General features: G+C 72.2%; 15 protein-coding genes. 8 read left to right on the top strand and 7 right to left on the bottom strand.

Going from position 1 to position 15,568, the window contains the following annotated elements; all coding sequences use genetic code 11:
• Nucleotides 1-275: 275 nt before the first annotated feature.
• Nucleotides 276-686: an ATP-binding protein gene (locus IEZ03_RS30050; protein WP_184890287.1), complete on the top strand. Its 411-nt coding sequence runs from the start codon at nt 276-278 to the stop codon at nt 684-686.
• A gap of 134 nt (nt 687-820) precedes the next feature.
• On the opposite strand, the gene IEZ03_RS30045 is transcribed toward IEZ03_RS30050, so the two are convergent.
• Both IEZ03_RS30045 and IEZ03_RS30040 read right to left on the bottom strand, forming a co-directional pair.
• Nucleotides 821-2,440 carry an AMP-binding protein gene (locus IEZ03_RS30045; RefSeq protein ID WP_184879481.1) on the bottom strand — a complete coding sequence of 540 codons (1,620 nt, stop codon included), beginning with the start codon at nt 2,438-2,440 and terminating at the stop codon, nt 821-823.
• A gap of 153 nt (nt 2,441-2,593) precedes the next feature.
• On the bottom strand, nt 2,594-3,778 hold the full coding sequence (locus tag IEZ03_RS30040; RefSeq protein ID WP_229808681.1) for a hypothetical protein: 1,185 nt from the start codon (nt 3,776-3,778) through the stop codon (nt 2,594-2,596).
• A gap of 69 nt (nt 3,779-3,847) precedes the next feature.
• On the opposite strand from IEZ03_RS30040, the gene IEZ03_RS30035 reads away from it, so the two are divergent.
• On the top strand, nt 3,848-4,531 hold the full coding sequence (locus tag IEZ03_RS30035; RefSeq protein ID WP_184879479.1) for a TetR/AcrR family transcriptional regulator: 684 nt from the start codon (nt 3,848-3,850) through the stop codon (nt 4,529-4,531).
• Between the two features lie 24 nt (nt 4,532-4,555).
• Here IEZ03_RS30035 and IEZ03_RS30030 read toward each other — a convergent pair whose 3' ends face one another.
• On the bottom strand, nt 4,556-6,289 hold the full coding sequence (locus IEZ03_RS30030) for a pyruvate dehydrogenase (RefSeq protein ID WP_184879477.1): 1,734 nt from the start codon (nt 6,287-6,289) through the stop codon (nt 4,556-4,558).
• A gap of 151 nt (nt 6,290-6,440) precedes the next feature.
• Here IEZ03_RS30030 and IEZ03_RS30025 point away from each other — a divergent pair, with 151 nt between their 5' ends.
• The 4 genes from IEZ03_RS30025 (at nt 6,441) to fahA (ending at nt 10,291) form a co-directional block, all read left to right on the top strand.
• Nucleotides 6,441-6,965 carry a MarR family winged helix-turn-helix transcriptional regulator gene (locus IEZ03_RS30025; RefSeq protein WP_184879475.1) on the top strand — a complete coding sequence of 175 codons (525 nt, stop codon included), beginning with the start codon at nt 6,441-6,443 and terminating at the stop codon, nt 6,963-6,965.
• A 121-nt stretch (nt 6,966-7,086) separates the two neighbouring features.
• Entirely contained in the window at nt 7,087-8,295 is a 1,209-nt protein-coding gene (locus tag IEZ03_RS30020) for a homogentisate 1,2-dioxygenase (protein ID WP_184879473.1), read from the top strand.
• Nucleotides 8,292-9,134, top strand: a complete 843-nt coding sequence (locus IEZ03_RS30015; protein WP_184879471.1) for a hypothetical protein — start codon at nt 8,292-8,294, stop codon at nt 9,132-9,134. The genes IEZ03_RS30020 and IEZ03_RS30015 overlap by 4 nt, the downstream gene beginning before the upstream one ends.
• On the top strand, nt 9,131-10,291 hold the full coding sequence (gene fahA, locus IEZ03_RS30010; protein ID WP_184879468.1) for a fumarylacetoacetase: 1,161 nt from the start codon (nt 9,131-9,133) through the stop codon (nt 10,289-10,291). The genes IEZ03_RS30015 and fahA overlap by 4 nt, the downstream gene beginning before the upstream one ends.
• A gap of 4 nt (nt 10,292-10,295) precedes the next feature.
• Here the strand turns inward: fahA and IEZ03_RS30005 are convergent, their stop codons facing one another.
• Nucleotides 10,296-11,333: a LacI family DNA-binding transcriptional regulator gene (locus IEZ03_RS30005; RefSeq protein WP_184879465.1), complete on the bottom strand. Its 1,038-nt coding sequence runs from the start codon at nt 11,331-11,333 to the stop codon at nt 10,296-10,298.
• 33 nt (nt 11,334-11,366) lie between these two features.
• On the opposite strand from IEZ03_RS30005, the gene IEZ03_RS30000 reads away from it, so the two are divergent.
• Both IEZ03_RS30000 and IEZ03_RS29990 read left to right on the top strand, forming a co-directional pair.
• A complete protein-coding gene (locus IEZ03_RS30000; protein WP_229808680.1) occupies nt 11,367-13,100 on the top strand; it encodes an MFS transporter in 1,734 nt (577 codons plus the stop codon).
• A 33-nt stretch (nt 13,101-13,133) separates the two neighbouring features.
• On the top strand, nt 13,134-14,051 hold the full coding sequence (locus IEZ03_RS29990) for an alpha/beta hydrolase (RefSeq protein ID WP_184879462.1): 918 nt from the start codon (nt 13,134-13,136) through the stop codon (nt 14,049-14,051).
• Between the two features lie 87 nt (nt 14,052-14,138).
• Here the strand turns inward: IEZ03_RS29990 and IEZ03_RS29985 are convergent, their stop codons facing one another.
• The 3 genes from IEZ03_RS29985 to IEZ03_RS29975 form a co-directional block, all read right to left on the bottom strand.
• Nucleotides 14,139-14,528: a RidA family protein gene (locus IEZ03_RS29985; protein ID WP_184879459.1), complete on the bottom strand. Its 390-nt coding sequence runs from the start codon at nt 14,526-14,528 to the stop codon at nt 14,139-14,141.
• Between the two features lie 11 nt (nt 14,529-14,539).
• Entirely contained in the window at nt 14,540-14,983 is a 444-nt protein-coding gene (locus IEZ03_RS29980) for a carboxymuconolactone decarboxylase family protein (protein WP_184879455.1), read from the bottom strand.
• Nucleotides 14,984-15,061: 78 nt separating this feature from the next.
• Complete coding sequence (locus IEZ03_RS29975) at nt 15,062-15,532, bottom strand: RrF2 family transcriptional regulator (protein WP_184879452.1); 471 nt, start codon at nt 15,530-15,532, stop codon at nt 15,062-15,064.
• Nucleotides 15,533-15,568: the final 36 nt, after the last annotated feature.

Here is a 15,568-nt window from a genome sequence, read left to right as displayed (position 1 = left end):
ATATTCTGATCGCGCGAGGGAAGGCCCCCAACACGGTCGGAACGGGCACGGCCCGGGTATGTGCTGGAGTGAGCAAGAACGCGGTCGATGTTTCATATTTTCGCAATGCGCCGATGCGGCGGTAACTCGTACCGTAGGCTCCGCGACTAGCGCAGTAACCCTCCCGGAAAGGCCGAGATCAATACGTCCAGGACGTTGCCCGATCACTCACCGGAGGTGAATGATCGCGGTGCGCTTCCGAGTTCCGACTGTGTGGTGATGGATTGACCGTGGGGATGGAACGACTCGGTGAACCGTTCGCGTTCACCGGCGACGGCGACGGCGGCCGCAGGGCCCGGCGCGCCGTCCGCGAGCGCGCCGCGAAGGTCATCGCGGACGAGACGCTCCTGGACGACGTCGAGCTGATGGCCGCCGAGGGCGTCGCCAACGCCATCCTGCACGGCACGGGGATCGTCACCGTCACGGTCGCCACCGACGGCCGGCGGATCCGCGTCGACATCACCGACGACGGCCCCGCCCAGGCCGACGCCGACGGCGCCGACCCGCGCCTCGACCACGGACGCGGCCTCACCGTCATCGACGCCCTGGCCGACGAGTGGAGCTTCGAGCAGTCCCCCCACCGCACCCGCCTGCGGTTCCTGGTCGACGCGGTGTTGACTGCAGACCAGGCCCACTCCGCTCGCTAGCGCTCGCTCCGTGACCTGGCCTGTGCGAGTGCGGCATCGCTTCGCGATCTTCCCGGGGAGGCTCGCCTCCGGCTTCGCCTCCCCGGTCAGGTAGCGCACTCGCGTGCGTGGCTGAGGCTGGTGCGCCCTGATCGTCAGGACGGGTCGGGCTCGTGGGCTTGGAGGTCGCGGCGGACGATCTTGCCTGTCGCGTTGCGGGGGAGGGCGTCCAGGAAGTGCACGTCGCGGGGGACGGCGTAGCGTGCCAGGTGGTCGCGGACGTGGTGGCGGACGGCGTCGGCGTCCAGGGTCTCCCCCTCGTGCAGCGCGAGGAAGGCGGCGGCGCGCTGGCCGAACTTCTCGTCCGGCACCCCGATCACCGCGACCTCCCGCACCTGCGGCAGCCCGCCCAGGACCTCCTCGATCGAGCTCGGGAAGACGTTCTCGCCGCCCGAGACGATCATGTCGTCGTCGCGCCCCTGCACGAACAGCCGGCCGGCCTCGTCCAGTCGCCCGACGTCGCCGAGGCTCATCAGGCCGTCGCGCATCTCCTTGGTGTCGCCGCTGGTGTAGCCCGCGAACGGCAGGTCGTTCGCGACGAAGATCCGTCCCGTGGTGCCGGGCGGGACGGGCTCGCCGGACTCGTCCAGGATCGCGACCTTGGTCCCCGGCGGCGCCGTGCCCGCGGTGTCGGGGCGGGCGCGCAGGTCGGCGGGCGTGGCGATGGTGACCCACGACGCCTCCGTGGACCCGTACAGGTTGTAGAGGACGTCGCCGAACTCGTCCATGAACGCCGTCGCGAGCGTCGCCGGCAGCGCCGAGCCGCTGAGCGCCGTGATCCGCAGCGAGGACGTGTCGTGCCCGGTCCGCGCCGAGTCCGGGAGGTTCAGGATGCGCTGCAGCATGACGGGCACGGCGATGAGCGCGGTCGCCCCGGTGGCCTCGATCGTCTTGAGGGTCTGCTCGGGGTCGAAGCGGGACCGCAGCACGATCGTGGCGCGCAGCGGGAGCGCCGCCTGGAACATCGCGTACCCCCAGGTGTGGAACAGCGGCGCCTCGATGAGCATCCGCTCGTGCACCCGGAACGGGATGCGCGACAGGATCGCCACCATCGGCGACAGGCCGGGCCGCGAGTGCCGGTTGGCGCCCTTGGGCCGGCCGGTCGTGCCGGAGCTGAGCACGATGGTGCGGCCCGGCTTCGCCGGAGGCTCGACCTTCTCCGCGGGCGCCGTGTCGATGAGTTCTTCCAGCTCCGAGTCCGTCCGGCCGGCCTGGACGGTGTGGACGGCCTCCGGGAGCGCCGCGAGGAAGTCGCCGAACTCGCCGTCGGCGATGACGACCTCGACCTCCTGCTCCCCCACGACCGACACGAGCTGGTCGGTGCTCATCCCGGTGTTCAGCAGGACGAGGTCGGAGCCGCGCTTGCTGCACGCGACGAGCGTCTCGACCATGCCGCGGTGGTTGCGGCACAGCACCGCGACGCGGGGCGCGGCGCCGAACCGGCCGAGGGCGGCGGCGAGCCGGTCGGTGCGGGCGTCGAGCTCGGCGTAGGTCAGCTCCCCCGCGTCGTCGATGACGGCGACGCGGTCGGGGTCGCGGGCCGCGGACGACACGAGCGTCCCGCCCAGCAGCGTCCCCCAGCGGCGCAGCGCGTCGAGCTGCCGGGCGACCTTCAGCGGCGGCCCGGGGCGCCCCATCCCGCTGCGGACGAACATGGCCCCCGCCCGCGCGACCAGCGCCGCGCGGCGCCCGAACTCCGACGATCGTCCGCTCATCTGCCGCCTCCGGCCCTAGTACGAGTCATGATCCGACCGTAGGGATATCCACTTTTCGCCTTCTTCTACACAGACCCAGTCATTCAGTCGCGCACTTATCACGTGCCTGACAACGAACCTCGTCCCCGCCGGGCCCGCGGGCGCCCGGGTGCGTCAGGCGGTGAGGTCGGCGGGGAGCAGTTGCTCGGTGAGCAGGCGGCGGGCGCGTTCGCGGCGGCCGGGGCCGTCCAGCCAGGCGCGCACCAGCCGCCAGCCGTGGTAGTAGGCGAACAGGTACGGGTTGCCGCCCGGCACCGCGATCAGCGGCATGGCGGCGGCCAGCTCCTCCTCGCGGAGCAGCGCCCAGCGCGAGAGGTAGGCGCGGATCTCCTCCTGCGGTCGGCCTTCGGCGGCCATGAGCGAGGCGTTCGGCCAGGCGCCCCACATCGCGTTCATCGCCCGGTGGATCGCGGCGAGGTCCCCCAGTCCGCGGGCGTCGGGCAGGACGTGCTCGGCCAGCCATTCCTGCGCTTCGTCCCCTGGGAAGACGAGTTCCTCCGCGACCAGCCCGAGGCCCTCGCTGATCACTCCCTGCGGCGAGAGCAGGAACCGCACCCGCTGCTCGGGACGATCGGCCAGATGCGTCTCCTTGAGCAGCGACTCCGCGATGTGCCCGGGATGGCCTTCATGCGCGACGACGTAGAGGAGATCGGCGAGGTTGAACGGGATGTCCCTGTTGATGTGGATGGTCGAGGCGAGCCCGCCCTCGTGGTCGCCCGCCGCGTGGAACGGCACGCCGGAGACCACGCGGCAGCCGACGACCTCTCCGTCCGGCAGCGGGACGATCCGCGCGGTGCGGGCACGCGTCTCCTCCACCGCCAGGCCCACCAGCTCCGGAAGCCGGTCGAGCGAGTCCAGCCGGTGGGCCGCCCGCCAGGCGGCCAGGCGATCCGCCAGCGCTCCGGGGCCGGGCGGCAGCGCGGCGTCGAGTTCCTCGTGCGCCGTCGCGAACACCGATTCGGGCACCCATTCGGGATCGATTCCGAGGCATTCCCGGACGTACTCGGGCAGCGTCTGCGCGGCACCGTCGAGCCGACGCGCCACCGCGCGCAGCGCCCGCACCTGCCCGGACAGGTAGGCGGCTCGGCTTCGCTCGAACGGCGGGTCGTCCAGCAGGCGTTCCGCGTCCCCGACGAGCCGTCCGGGCGGTCTCGGCGCCTCCTGGTTCACCTGTTCGCGCCATTCGTCCGGCCCGCGGTAGATGAGGGTCAGGCCGCTCGTGTTCGGCCCGCCCGCCTGCCGGTCGACCCGCAGGGCGAGGTCGGCGAACGAACGCAGCCACTCTTCGCTTTCCATCATGCACCCCCTCCTTCTCCGACGAAGCTAGCTGTACGGTTTTCCGTACAGTGCACGGAAGGGAGGAGGGCCATGGGCGGAGTCTGGCTTCGTCCCGAGGAGCGTCCGCGCAGGCCGCGGCTGTCGCTGGAGCGGATCGTCGAGGCGGCGGTCGCGCTGCTGGACGCCGAGGGCGTGGACGGCTTCTCCATGAGGCGGCTGGCGGCCCGGCTCGATGCCGGGACCATGTCGCTGTACGAGTACGTCAAGGCCAAGGAGGATGTCCTCGACCTCGCCCTGGACGCGGGCATCTCCGAGATAGAGATCGCCGGGGAAGAGGACGCGGGCTGGCGGGAGGTCCTGACCGACCACATGACGCGCAGCAGGCGGGTGATGCTGCGCCACCCGTGGATCCCGGCCCTGATCGGCACGCGGCCCCTGCTCGGGCCCGGCTCGCTGGCGCGCTCCGAGCACGTCTACGCCACACTCGACCGGGCGGGGATCGAGGGGCCGCTGCTCACCGCCGCCGTCAGCGCGGTGAGCGGCTACGTGCACGGGTTCGTGGCCGAGGAACTCGCGTGGCGCTCCCGGTTCCGCGACCCCGACGCGGAGGCCGCGCTGCGCGCCCGCGTCCAGGACCTGCTCGAACGCCGCGCCGCCGACCTTCCGACGCTGGCCGCGCACGTCCGGGCGGGCGACGCGGACTTCGACGCCGGGTTCGAGCTCGGCCTGTCGATCGTCCTCGACGGGATCGAGGCGCGGATCAGCGGCCGGTGAGGGACGCCGGGGTCTCGGACGGGGTCACGGGCGGGGAATGTTGCGGAGATTGCTGCGGGCCAGGTCGAGCATCTTGCCGACGCCGCCGGTCAGGACGGTCTTGCCCGCGGAGAGCGCGAAGCCCTTCACCTGCTCCGAGGTGATGCGCGGCGGGATGGAGAGGGCGTTCGGGTCGGTGGCGACGTCCAGCAGGTAGGGGCCGGGGGCGGCGAGGGCGCGCTTCAGCCCGTCCGCGACCTCGGCCGGGCGCTCCACGCGGGACGACTCGATCCCCATCGCCCGCGCGACCGCGGCGTAGTCGACGGCCTCGTGGTCGGTCTCGTAGGCGGGGAAGCCGTCCACCATCATCTCCAGGCGCACCATCCCGAGCGACGCGTTGTTGAACACGATGATCTTCACGGGGACGCGGTGCAGCCGGACCGTGAGGAGTTCGCCGAGCAGCATCCCGAGGCCGCCGTCGCCGGAGACGGAGATGACCTGCCGTCCGGGCGCGCCGTACTGGGCGCCGATCGCGTGCGGGAGGGCGTTCGCCATGGAGCCGTGGACGAACGAGCCCATCACGCGGCGCCGCCCGTTGGGGGTGATGTAGCGGGCGACCCAGACGTTGCACATGCCGGTGTCCACGGTGAATATCGCGTCGTCGGCGGCGACGTCGTCCAGGACGCTCGCGACGTACTCGGGGTGGATCGGGATGTGCTTCTCGATGTCCCGCGTGTAGGCGGAGACGACGTTCTCCAGAGCGCGCGTGTGACGATGCAGCATCTCGTCCAGATACGACCGGTCGTGCTTCTGCTCGACCTTGTCCAGGACGAGCCGGAGCGTCTCCTTCACGTCGCCATGGACGGCCAGATCCAGCGGCGTGCGCCGGCCCAGTCTCGATGGGTCGCTGTCCACCTGGACGGTGTTCTTGCCAGGCAGGAACTGGTCGTACGGGAAGTCGGTGCCCAGGAGGACGACGAGATCGGCCTCCTGCGTCGCCTCGTAGCAGGCGCCGTAGCCGAGCAGGCCGCTCATCCCCACGTCGAAGGGATTGTCGTACTGGATCCACTCCTTGCCGCGCAGCGCGTGCCCCACCGGTGAGAGCACCTTGTGCGCGAGCTGCATCACCTCGGCGTGGGCGCCCTTGACGCCGCCGCCGCAGAACAGCATCACCTTCCGCGCCCGGTTGAGCGCCCCGGCGAGCTTCTCGACCTGGTCCGCCGGCGGCTGGACGATTCCCTTGTGGACGAGGAAGTCGTGCTCGCCGGCGGGACCCGCGACGTCCTTGCCCGCCGTGTCGCCGGGCAGCGTCAGCACGGCGACGCCGCCCAGCCCGATCGCGTGCTGGATCGCGGTCCGCAGGATGCGCGGCATCTGCTCCGGGGTGACGATCGGCTCGCAGTAGTGGCTGCACTCGGCGAAGAGCCGCTCGGGGTGGGTCTCCTGGAAGTAGCCGCTGCCGATCTGCGCGCTGGGGATCTGCGACGCCAGCGCCAGCACCGGCGCGCCCGACCGGTGCGCGTCGTACAGGCCCTGGACGAGGTGCGTGTTGCCCGGGCCGCAGCTCCCCGCGCACACGGCGAGACGTCCCGTGGTCTGCGCCTCCGCCGCCGCGGCGAACGCGCCCGCCTCCTCGTTGCGGACGTGCACCCAGTCGATGCCGTCGGTGCGGCGGACCGCGTCCACGATCGGGTTGAGGCTGTCGCCCACCACCCCGTAGACGCGCCGGACGCCGGCCTGCCGCAACACCTCGATGAACTGGTCGGCGACCGTCGCCATCGTCCCTCCCGCTCCCGATTACGCTGCCTTGTCCCGAGAGATGCCCGATGATCTCTTCCTGACACGCACGTCTCCAGCGGGTTAAATAGTTAATCCATGAACCACTTCACCGGACGCGACACGGCTGCGGGCCGCCGAGCGGAGCGAGGCCATGAGCACTGATGAGCCGGATTTCTGGTCGTTCGTCGATCTCGCGGGGCGCCGGCTGTCCGAGGAGTTCGGTTTCCCGCACCCGCTCGCGACGCGGCTGCTGCTGACCCTCAACAGGGCGTCCGCGATCGTCACCTACGACCTGGAGTCCACGGTGCACCGGCCGCGCGGGCACTCGTGGGCGGGTTTCCGGCTGCTGTTCGTCACCTGGCTCGCGGGGCCGCTGGAGCCGGGCCGGGCCGCCACGCTGGCCGGGATGAGCAGGGCCGCGGTGTCCAACCTGACCAAGACCCTGATCGCGGACGGCACGCTGGAACGCACCCCCGGCGAGCGGGACGGCCGGTCGGTGATCCTGTCGCTGACCGAGCACGGCCACCGCGCCATGCTGGACGTCTTCGCCGAGCAGAACGAGCGCGAGCGGCAGTGGGCGGGCGTGCTGACCGAGACCGAGCAGCGGATGCTGATCATGCTGCTGGACAAGCTCATCGACGGCCGCACCCGGTTCGACGTGCGCGAGCGGAGCTAGCCGCCGCGTCCGATGGCGGAACACGCGCGGCCGAACACGGTTAGGCCCTTCCCTGGGCGGCAGATGAGTCGTAGGGTCGCGACAAAGTAGTTTATGCGTTAACCATCGGAGGCGATGGAGCATGGCCCACTACCGCCGGGTCGGCCGCGTGCCGCCGAAACGCCACACCCAGCATCGCCACAGCGAGGCCGGGCACGGCAAGCGGCGTCTGTACTTCGAGGAGCTCATGGGCGAGGAGGGCTTCTCGTCCGACTCGTCCCTGCTGTACCACCGGGAGATCCCGTCCGCGATCGTCGACTCGCAGGCGTGGGACGTCCCGGACGCCTCCACGACGCCCAACCATCCGCTGAAACCGCGCCACCTCAAGCTGCACGAGCTCTTCCCCAAGGAGACGTGGTCCGAGACCGACGTCGTCACCGGGCGGCGCCTCATCCTGGGCAACGGCGACGTCCGGCTGTCGTACGTCGTGTCCGCCGCCGACTCGCCGCTCTACCGCAACGCGACCGGCGACGAGATCGTCTACGTCGAGTCCGGCACCGCCACGGTCGAGACGGTCTTCGGGACGCTGTCCGCGCAGGAGGGCGACTACGTCGTCATCCCGGCGTCCACCACCCACCGGTGGCTGCCGACCGGCGACCAGCCGCTCCGCGCGTACGCGATCGAGGCGAACGGCCATGTCGCGCCGCCGAAGCGCTACCTGTCGCGCTACGGCCAGTTCCTTGAGCACGCCCCGTACTGCGAACGCGACCTCCACGCCCCGGACGACCCCCTCCAGATGGACGGCGCCGACGTCGAGGTCCTGGTGAAGCACCGGGACTCGCGCGGCATCACCGGGACCCGGATGACCTACGCGCACCACCCGTTCGACGTCGTCGGCTGGGACGGCTGCCTGTACCCGTTCACGTTCAGCGTCCACGACTTCGAGCCGATCACCGGGCGCGTCCACCAGCCGCCGCCCGCGCACCAGGTGTTCGAGGGGCACAACTTCGTCGTGTGCAACTTCGTCCCCCGCAAGGTCGACTACCACCCGCTGTCGATCCCGGTGCCCTACTACCACTCGAACGTGGACTCCGACGAGATCATGTTCTACTGCGGCGGCGACTACGGCGCCCGCAAGGGCTCCGGCATCGGGCCGGGCTCCGTCTCCGTCCACCCGGGCGGCTTCGCGCACGGCCCGCAGCCCGGCGCGTACGAGCGCAGCATCGGCGTCGAGTTCTTCGACGAGCTCGCCGTCATGGTCGACACGTTCCGCCCGCTGGAGCTCGGTGAGGGCGGTCTGGCCTGCGAAGACCCGGACTACGCCTGGACGTGGGCGAGGGGGCGGGCATGATGGTCCCGACGTTCGCCCGCGGGCTGTGCGACGACGCGGCCGTCTTCCCGCCCGGCCTCGCGCCGCTGACCGAGGCCGTCCCGGCCCACCGCGCGCACCGTGCCGCCCCGTACGCCGAGCTCGTCGGCCCCCTCGTGCTGCCGGCGAGCGCGCTGCGCGACCTCGACCGCCTCCTCGACGACCGCGGCCCGCTCGACCTGTCGGTGACGGCGCCGGGCGGCCCGTGCGAGGCGGCCAAGGCGCTCGTGACGGCCGCCGACCTGCCCGTCGACCTGCGCGGGCTGGAGGTCGCCGTCCCGCCCGGCATGCGCCCGGACGAGTTCTTCCGCGTGCTCGGCCGCGTCGACCTGCCCCTCTATGTCGAGGTGCCGAGGGACGAGCGCCGCCCCGCGATGATCGCCGCGATCGCCGCGCGCGGGCACCGCGCGAAGTTCCGCACCGGCGGCGTGAAGGCCAACCTGTACCCGACCCCGGAGGAGCTGGCCGCCGCGATCCAGGCGGTGGCGGGCGCCGGCGTCCCGTTCAAGGCGACCGCGGGGCTGCACCATCCCGTCCGCAACACCGACCCGGAGACCGGCTTCCACCAGCACGGCTTCCTCAACCTGCTGCTCGCGGCCGACGCGGCCCTGAACGGCGGCCCGCTCGGCGACCTCGCCGCGACCCTCGCCGACCGCGACGCCCGGTCCGTCGCGCACCGCGTGGCCCGGCTCGGCGAGTCCAGGACGGCCGCCGCCCGCGCCCTGTTCCTGTCCTTCGGAACGTGCAGCATCACCGACCCCGTCACCGAACTCACGGACCTCGGGCTGCTCGAACCCGTGCTCCAGGAGACCATCCGATGACCCGCGTAGAGATCCCCGAGGACTCCCTCTTCGGGCTCGCCAACCTCTCCTACGGCGTGTTCTCCGCCCCCGGCGCGTCACCCCGCGCGGGCGTCCGCGTCGCCGACTCCGTCGTGGACCTCACGGTCGTGGACCCCGTGTTCGCGACGTCGTCCCTGAACCCCTTCATGGCTCAGGGGCACGCACGGTGGGTGGAGGTGCGCGAACGGATCCTGGACCTCGTCGCAGGAGAGATACCGGACGCGGCCGTGCATCCGGTGGACTCGGTCACGATGCACATGCCATTCGAGGTCGCCGACTACGTCGACTTCTACGCGTCCGAGCACCACGCGTCCAACCTGGGCCGCCTCTTCCGGCCCGACTCCGAGCCGCTCATGCCCAACTGGAAGCACCTCCCCGTCGGCTACCACGGCCGCGCGGGGACGGTCGTGCCGTCGGGGACCGGGATCGTCCGCCCCACCGGCCAGCGCAAGGGCGAGGACGTCCCGACCTTCGGCGAGAGCCGCCGCCTGGACATCGAGGCAGAGGTCGGCTTCGTCGTCGGCACCCCCTCTCCCCTGGGCAGCGCCGTGGGCGTGGACGACTTCGACGAGCGGGTCTTCGGCGTCGTCCTGGTGAACGACTGGTCGGCGCGTGACATCCAGGCGTGGGAGTACGTGCCCCTTGGCCCGTTCCTGGGGAAGAGCTTCGCGACGTCCATCTCCCCTTGGGTCGTCCCCCTGCTGGCCCTGGAAGCCGCCCGCGTAGCCACCCCTCCGCAAGACCCCGAACCTCTCCCGTACCTGCGCGAGAAGAACCCGTGGGGCCTCGACCTCTCCATGGAGATCGCGTGGAACGGGCAGGTGGTCTCCCGCCCGCCCTACCGCGAGATGTACTGGTCGCCCGCCCAGATGCTCGCGCACATGACGGTGAACGGCGCCTCGTCCCGCACCGGCGACCTGTTCGCGTCCGGCACGGTCTCCGGCCCGGACAAGGACCAGCGCGGCGCATTCATCGAACTCACCTGGGGCGGAAAGGAGCCCGTGGCCGTCAACGGCGAACCCCGCACGTTCCTGGAGGACGGCGACGAGGTGACCATCTCCGCCACCGCCCCGGGCCCCTCCGGCACCCGCATCGGCTTCGGCGAGGTCACCGGCCGCATCCTCCCCGCCCGCTGACCGCTCAGGGCCGGGTGCTGCTCCGGCGGACGATCGACCACGGCGCGGTCCGGGAGGCCGGTTCCCGGCCGAGCGCGGCGTGTGCGCAGGCCGCTCCCTGGTCGCGTAGGGACTGGGCCACCGTCGTCAGCCCGAGGTCCGCCGCGACCGCCGCGTCGTCCCAGCCGGTCACCGCCAGGTCGCCGGGGACGGCGCGGGCGGCGGCGCGGGCGGCGCGGAGGACGCCGGCCGCCTGCCGGTCGCTCATGGCGGCGATCGCGTCGGGCGGCTCGGCGGAGGCCAGCAGGGTCGCGGCGAGCCGCTCGGCCTCGGCCGCGTCGTTGCGCGCGCACACCGCCACGGTCACCTCGCGCCAGGCGAGGCCGGCGCCCTCGGCCGCGCGCCGGTAGCCCTCCAACCGGTCCCGCGTGACCGGGAACGACGCCGCCCCGATGTCCACCCCGGCGGTGATCGTGCTCGTCCGCTCGCGGGTGAGCGGAAGGCTCAGCACCGCCGGACGTGCGGCGCCGGCGAAGGCGAGGGCGCCCACCGCGGCCGCCGCCGCGCGATTGTCGATGCTCACCAGGCCCATGCCGCGGACGGCCGGGCCGCCGTGGACCACCGCCGGACGCCGCATCGCCCGGACCGCAGCCAGGACGGGATCGTCGTCGTAGGTGGTCCAGATGACGAACCCGTCGACGGCGGCGTCCCTGATCCGCGTGACGTCGTCGGCCGCGCCCGAGATCGGCAGGATCGTCACGCCGTAGCCGTGGCCGGCGCAGACATCGGCGACCCCGGCCAGGAAGGACACCGCCTCCGGGTCGTCGAACGCGTAGCTCAGGTGCTCCCCCAGGACCACGCCGAGCGTGCGGGTGCTGCCGCGGCGCAGCGACCGGGCGCTCGGGTCGGGTCCGGCGTACCCGAGGGCGGCCGCCGCGGCGAGCACCTTCGACCGGGCCTTCTCGGAGACGCGGTCCGGCCGGTTGTAGGTGTAGGAGGCGGTCATGACGGAGACGCCCGCCAGTTCCGCCACCTGCGCGAGGGTCACCCGCTTCGGTTCCATGGGCACCAGCCTAGGTTGTGTATCGTTACACCTATGCCGTGGAGATCCGCCGGGACGCACCGCCCACTGATCGTTTCGGCGATCGTGGCCTTCGCCGCGTTCGGCGCGTTCTGGGGCGCGTGGGGCGCCTCGGTCCCGCGGGTCCAGCAGCAAGCGGGCATCGGCGACGGCCGGCTCGGCTTCGCGCTGCTGTTCGTGGGCGCGGGCGCGCTGCCCGCGATGCTGCTGGCGGGCAGGGCGCTCGACCGCTGGGGCCTGCGGGTCGCCGCGCCGGCCGTCGCCGCCCTGGGGTGCGCGGGCGCCGGAGTTGCGGTGACCGCGGTGAACCTGGCGGGCCTGTGCGCCGGGCTGGCCGCCGTCGGCGCCGCCAGCGGAGCGGCGGACGTGGCCATGAACGCGGTCGCCGGCCGGGCCGAGAAGATCGCCGGCCGTCCCGTCATCACCCCGGCCCACGGCGTCTTCTCCGCGCTGGTGGTCGTCGCCAGTCTCGGCACCGGCCTGGCGTCGGCCGCGTCGCTGCCGCTCGCGGCGCCGTTCGGGGCGGTGGCGGTGCTCTCCCTGGTCGCCGGTGTCTTCCTGCTGAGGACGCTGCGCGCCGAGGTCGTCACCGCTCGGCACGTCCCGGCGGCGAGTGCGTCGCCGTCCGGCCGGCGCGGCATCGTCCCGTTCCTGAGCATCGGGATACTCGGCGCGCTGGCGTTCGCCAGCGAGAACGCGCACCAGAGCTGGAGCGCGGTCTTCGCGCAGGGCGAGCTCGGCTCGGGAGACGGGCTGAGCGCCGTCGCGCCCGCCGTGTTCGCCGGGACGGTCGCGATCACGCGGTTCTGCGTCGGCGGCGTGAAGGCCGCCCACGCGCGCACCGTCCTCCTCACGGGGGCGTCGGCCGCCGCGACCGGCGCGGTGCTGATCGCCGCCGCGCCCACCCTGCCGGTCGCCGCACCGGGTCTCGTGCTGGCCGCCGCCGGGACCGCGGTGCTGTTCCCGACCCTGCTCGGCATCGTCTCGCGGAACGTCGACGAGTCCCGCCGGGGCCGGGCGACCTCCGTCGTCACGACCGTCTCCTACCTCGGGTTCCTCGCCGGTCCCGGCTACGTGGGCCTGTGGGCCGAGGCCGCGGGACTGCGCGGAGCCATGGTCGCGGTCGCCGCCCTCGCGGCCGTCCTGCTCGTCCTCACCCCGCCGCTGCTGCGCCTCCCGTTCACCGGGACACCGCTGGACGGCGCTCCGCCCATGCCGGATGGTCGAGCCACCATGCCGCAGCCACCGGGTCCCGACCTCGCCGAGCGCATCGCCCGGCTGGAGGCCGTCGAGGAGATCAAGGCGCTCAAGCACCGCTACCTGCGGGCCTGCGACGCGAAGGACCCCGCGGGGTTCCGCGCGTGCTTCATCGCCTCCGGCGCGTCGATCGACTTCGACCGCCTCGGCGCCTTCGACGACGCGGACGGCATCGCCAAGGTCTTCGAGCGCATCGCCCTGCAGCAGGTCGACGGCCGGAACGCGATCCTCGACATGCACCACGCGATGCATCCGGACATCACCGTCCACGGCGCAAACAGCGCGTCCGGCCGCTGGACGCTGAAGTTCCGCCAGGTGAACCTGCTGGACGGCACCGAGACGGTCAGCACCGGCGAGTACGACGACGAGTACGTGGTCGAGGACGGCCGCTGGAAGATGTCCAAGTGCCACTTCCGCCGCCACTGGTCGATCACCCGCCCGATCGGCGACGACTGCCGCGTCGACCAGCCGGGGCTCACCCGAGCCGTATAGCGTCGGTGGCGGCCCCGACCCTGAGGAGCGCGCGTGCGGTTCGCGCTGGACGATCTGCTCACCGACCTGCCGGCGCAGCAACTCGATGAGGCTCGCGACTTCTACGCTTCGAGGGCGGCCGGACGCGGCCCCGGCACCCTGGAGGAGCTGGCGGAGGCACGCGCGAAGAGGTCCGCGCCTCCCCCCGCCGATCCGCCCGGCATCGAAGAGGTGGCCGAAGCCGGCGGAGCCCGTGTCCCGGTACGGATATTCACTCCCACCGGCGGGCGAGCACGAGGCGTCTACCTGGACATCCACGGCGGCGGTTTCTACATGGGCTCCGCTGCGCAGGGCGACCTGCGCAACCGCCGCCTCGCGGACGCCCGCCACCTGGCGGTCGTCAGCGTCGACTACCGGCTGGCCCCCGAGCATCCCTGGCCCGCCGCACCCGACGACTGCGAGACGGCGGCCCGCTGGCTGCTGGCACAGGCCGGTGATCGTTTCGGCACGGCCCGGCTGGCGATAGGCGGCGACTCGGCGGGAGCGACACTCGCACTGGCGACCCTGCTCCGGCTGCGGGACGGCGGGGCCGTCGACGGCTTCTCAGGCGCCGTGCTCCAGTTCGGCACCTACGACCTGAGCGCGCAGACCCCGGCCGGGCGCCGGATCGCCGACGAGTACTTCATCCAGACCTACGTCGGCCACGTCGCCGACCGCACCGTCCCGGACATCTCCCCCATCTACGGCGACCTCCGCGGCCTCCCTCCGGCCCTCATGGTCATCGGAAGCGCGGACATCGTCCTGGAGGACAACCTCGCGATGGCGGGACGCCTCGCCGCCGCCGGCAACCGCGTCGACCTCCAGATCTACCCGGAGGCCCCCCACGGCTTCACCGGCCACCCGACGACGATGGCCGAAACGGCGCGCGACGGCATCGAGACCTGGCTCCTCGACCGGATCGCGCATCCGTAAGGCCCTCCATCGCGAGCGGTTTGCCGGGCGGCCGCCGCTACTGGCCGATGGGCGCCGGGCGGCGTATCGGCCAGTAGCGGCGGGGAGTCAGGGGCGGGCGGCCACCGCGTCCACCTCGAACAGCATGGTCGGGTAGGCCAGTGCCGCTACGCCGGAGAGGGTCTGGGTCGGTGGCTCGTCCTTCCAGATCTCGCGGATGTGGTCGGCGAGGACGGCGAGTTTGCCGGCGTCGTGCGCCACGATGTGCGTGCGCAACTGGACGACGTGCTCGAAGTCCAGCCCGGCCGACCGCAGGGCGGTGCGCAGGTTGGCGAAGGACTGCCGGACCTGGTCGGCGAAGTCCGCCGAGACGACTTCGCCGTCGCCGTCCGAGGCGAACTGGCCCGCGATGAAGACGAGCTCGCCGGAGACCGTCGCGACGTGGCTGTAGGTCGTGGGCCGGTAGAGACCGGCCGGGTTGGTGATGGAGTGGGGCAACGTGCTCCCTTTCAGGCGGCGGGGTTGCGGACGGTGACGCTGATACGGTTCCAGGCGTTGATGGCGGCGATCGCCATGACCAAGCCGGCGAGGGACTTCTCGTCGTAGTGGTCGGCGGCCTCGTTCCAGACGTCGTCCGGGACACCGGCCGGGTTGTCGCCGATCCGCGTGGCCGCCTCGGCGAGCGCCAGGGCCGCGCGCTCCTCGTCGGTGTAGAAGGGCGCCTCGCGCCAGGCCGCCACCGACCAGAGGCGCTCGTCGGTCTCGCCCTCGGCCTTGGCGTCGCGGGAGTGCATGTTGACGCAGTACGCGCAGCCGTTGATCTGGCTGACCCGCAGCTTGAGCAGCAGCAGCGTGCTGTGCGGTACGCCGCTCTCCCCGAGGTACGCCTCCAGCGCCAGCATGGCCTTGTACCCGCCCGGGGCGGCCTTCGTGACGTTCATCCGTGCCTGCATGGTGACCTCCTTAGATCTGGATATTCAATGTCTAGAATTAGGGCCGACGACTCCCCCGATGGCAGGGGTGGTGCGAAGTCAGGTCCGCAGGCCGCGGAGGATGGCGCCGGGCGAGGCCGGGTGCCGGCTCTCGACGATCTCCTTCAGGTCGGCGATGGTCACCGCGGCCAGCTCCCTGCGCCAGGCGAGCTCCGCCCGGCGCATGGACTGGGAGATGATGCAGGACTTGCGGTAGTCGGCGCCCTCGTGGTCCCCCGGGCTCCGCCGGAGGACCTCCTCGCAGCGGAACGCGCCGTCCGGTCCCTCGATGGCGGTCACCACGTCCATCATCGTGATGTCCTCCGGGCGGCGCGCGAGCCGGAACCCGCCCCGCGGGCCGGGCGTTGAGTCGAGGATCCCGGCGCGGGTGAGGGCTTGGAGCTGCTTGTTCAGGTAGGCGGTGGGCAGCTCGTAGTACTTCGCCAGGCGGGCGGCCGTCACCGCCTCCCCCGGCTCCAGCCAGGTGAGGTTGAGGCACTCGTGGAGCGCCCACTCGACGCCTTCGCTCATCCGCACAATCTGGATACTAAACATCCAGATTGTCGC

This window comes from Actinomadura livida (genome assembly GCF_014648675.1).
In the GTDB taxonomy this organism is placed as follows: domain Bacteria; phylum Actinomycetota; class Actinomycetes; order Streptosporangiales; family Streptosporangiaceae; genus Spirillospora; species Spirillospora livida.
This window is presented reverse-complemented; position numbering and strand designations above follow the sequence as displayed.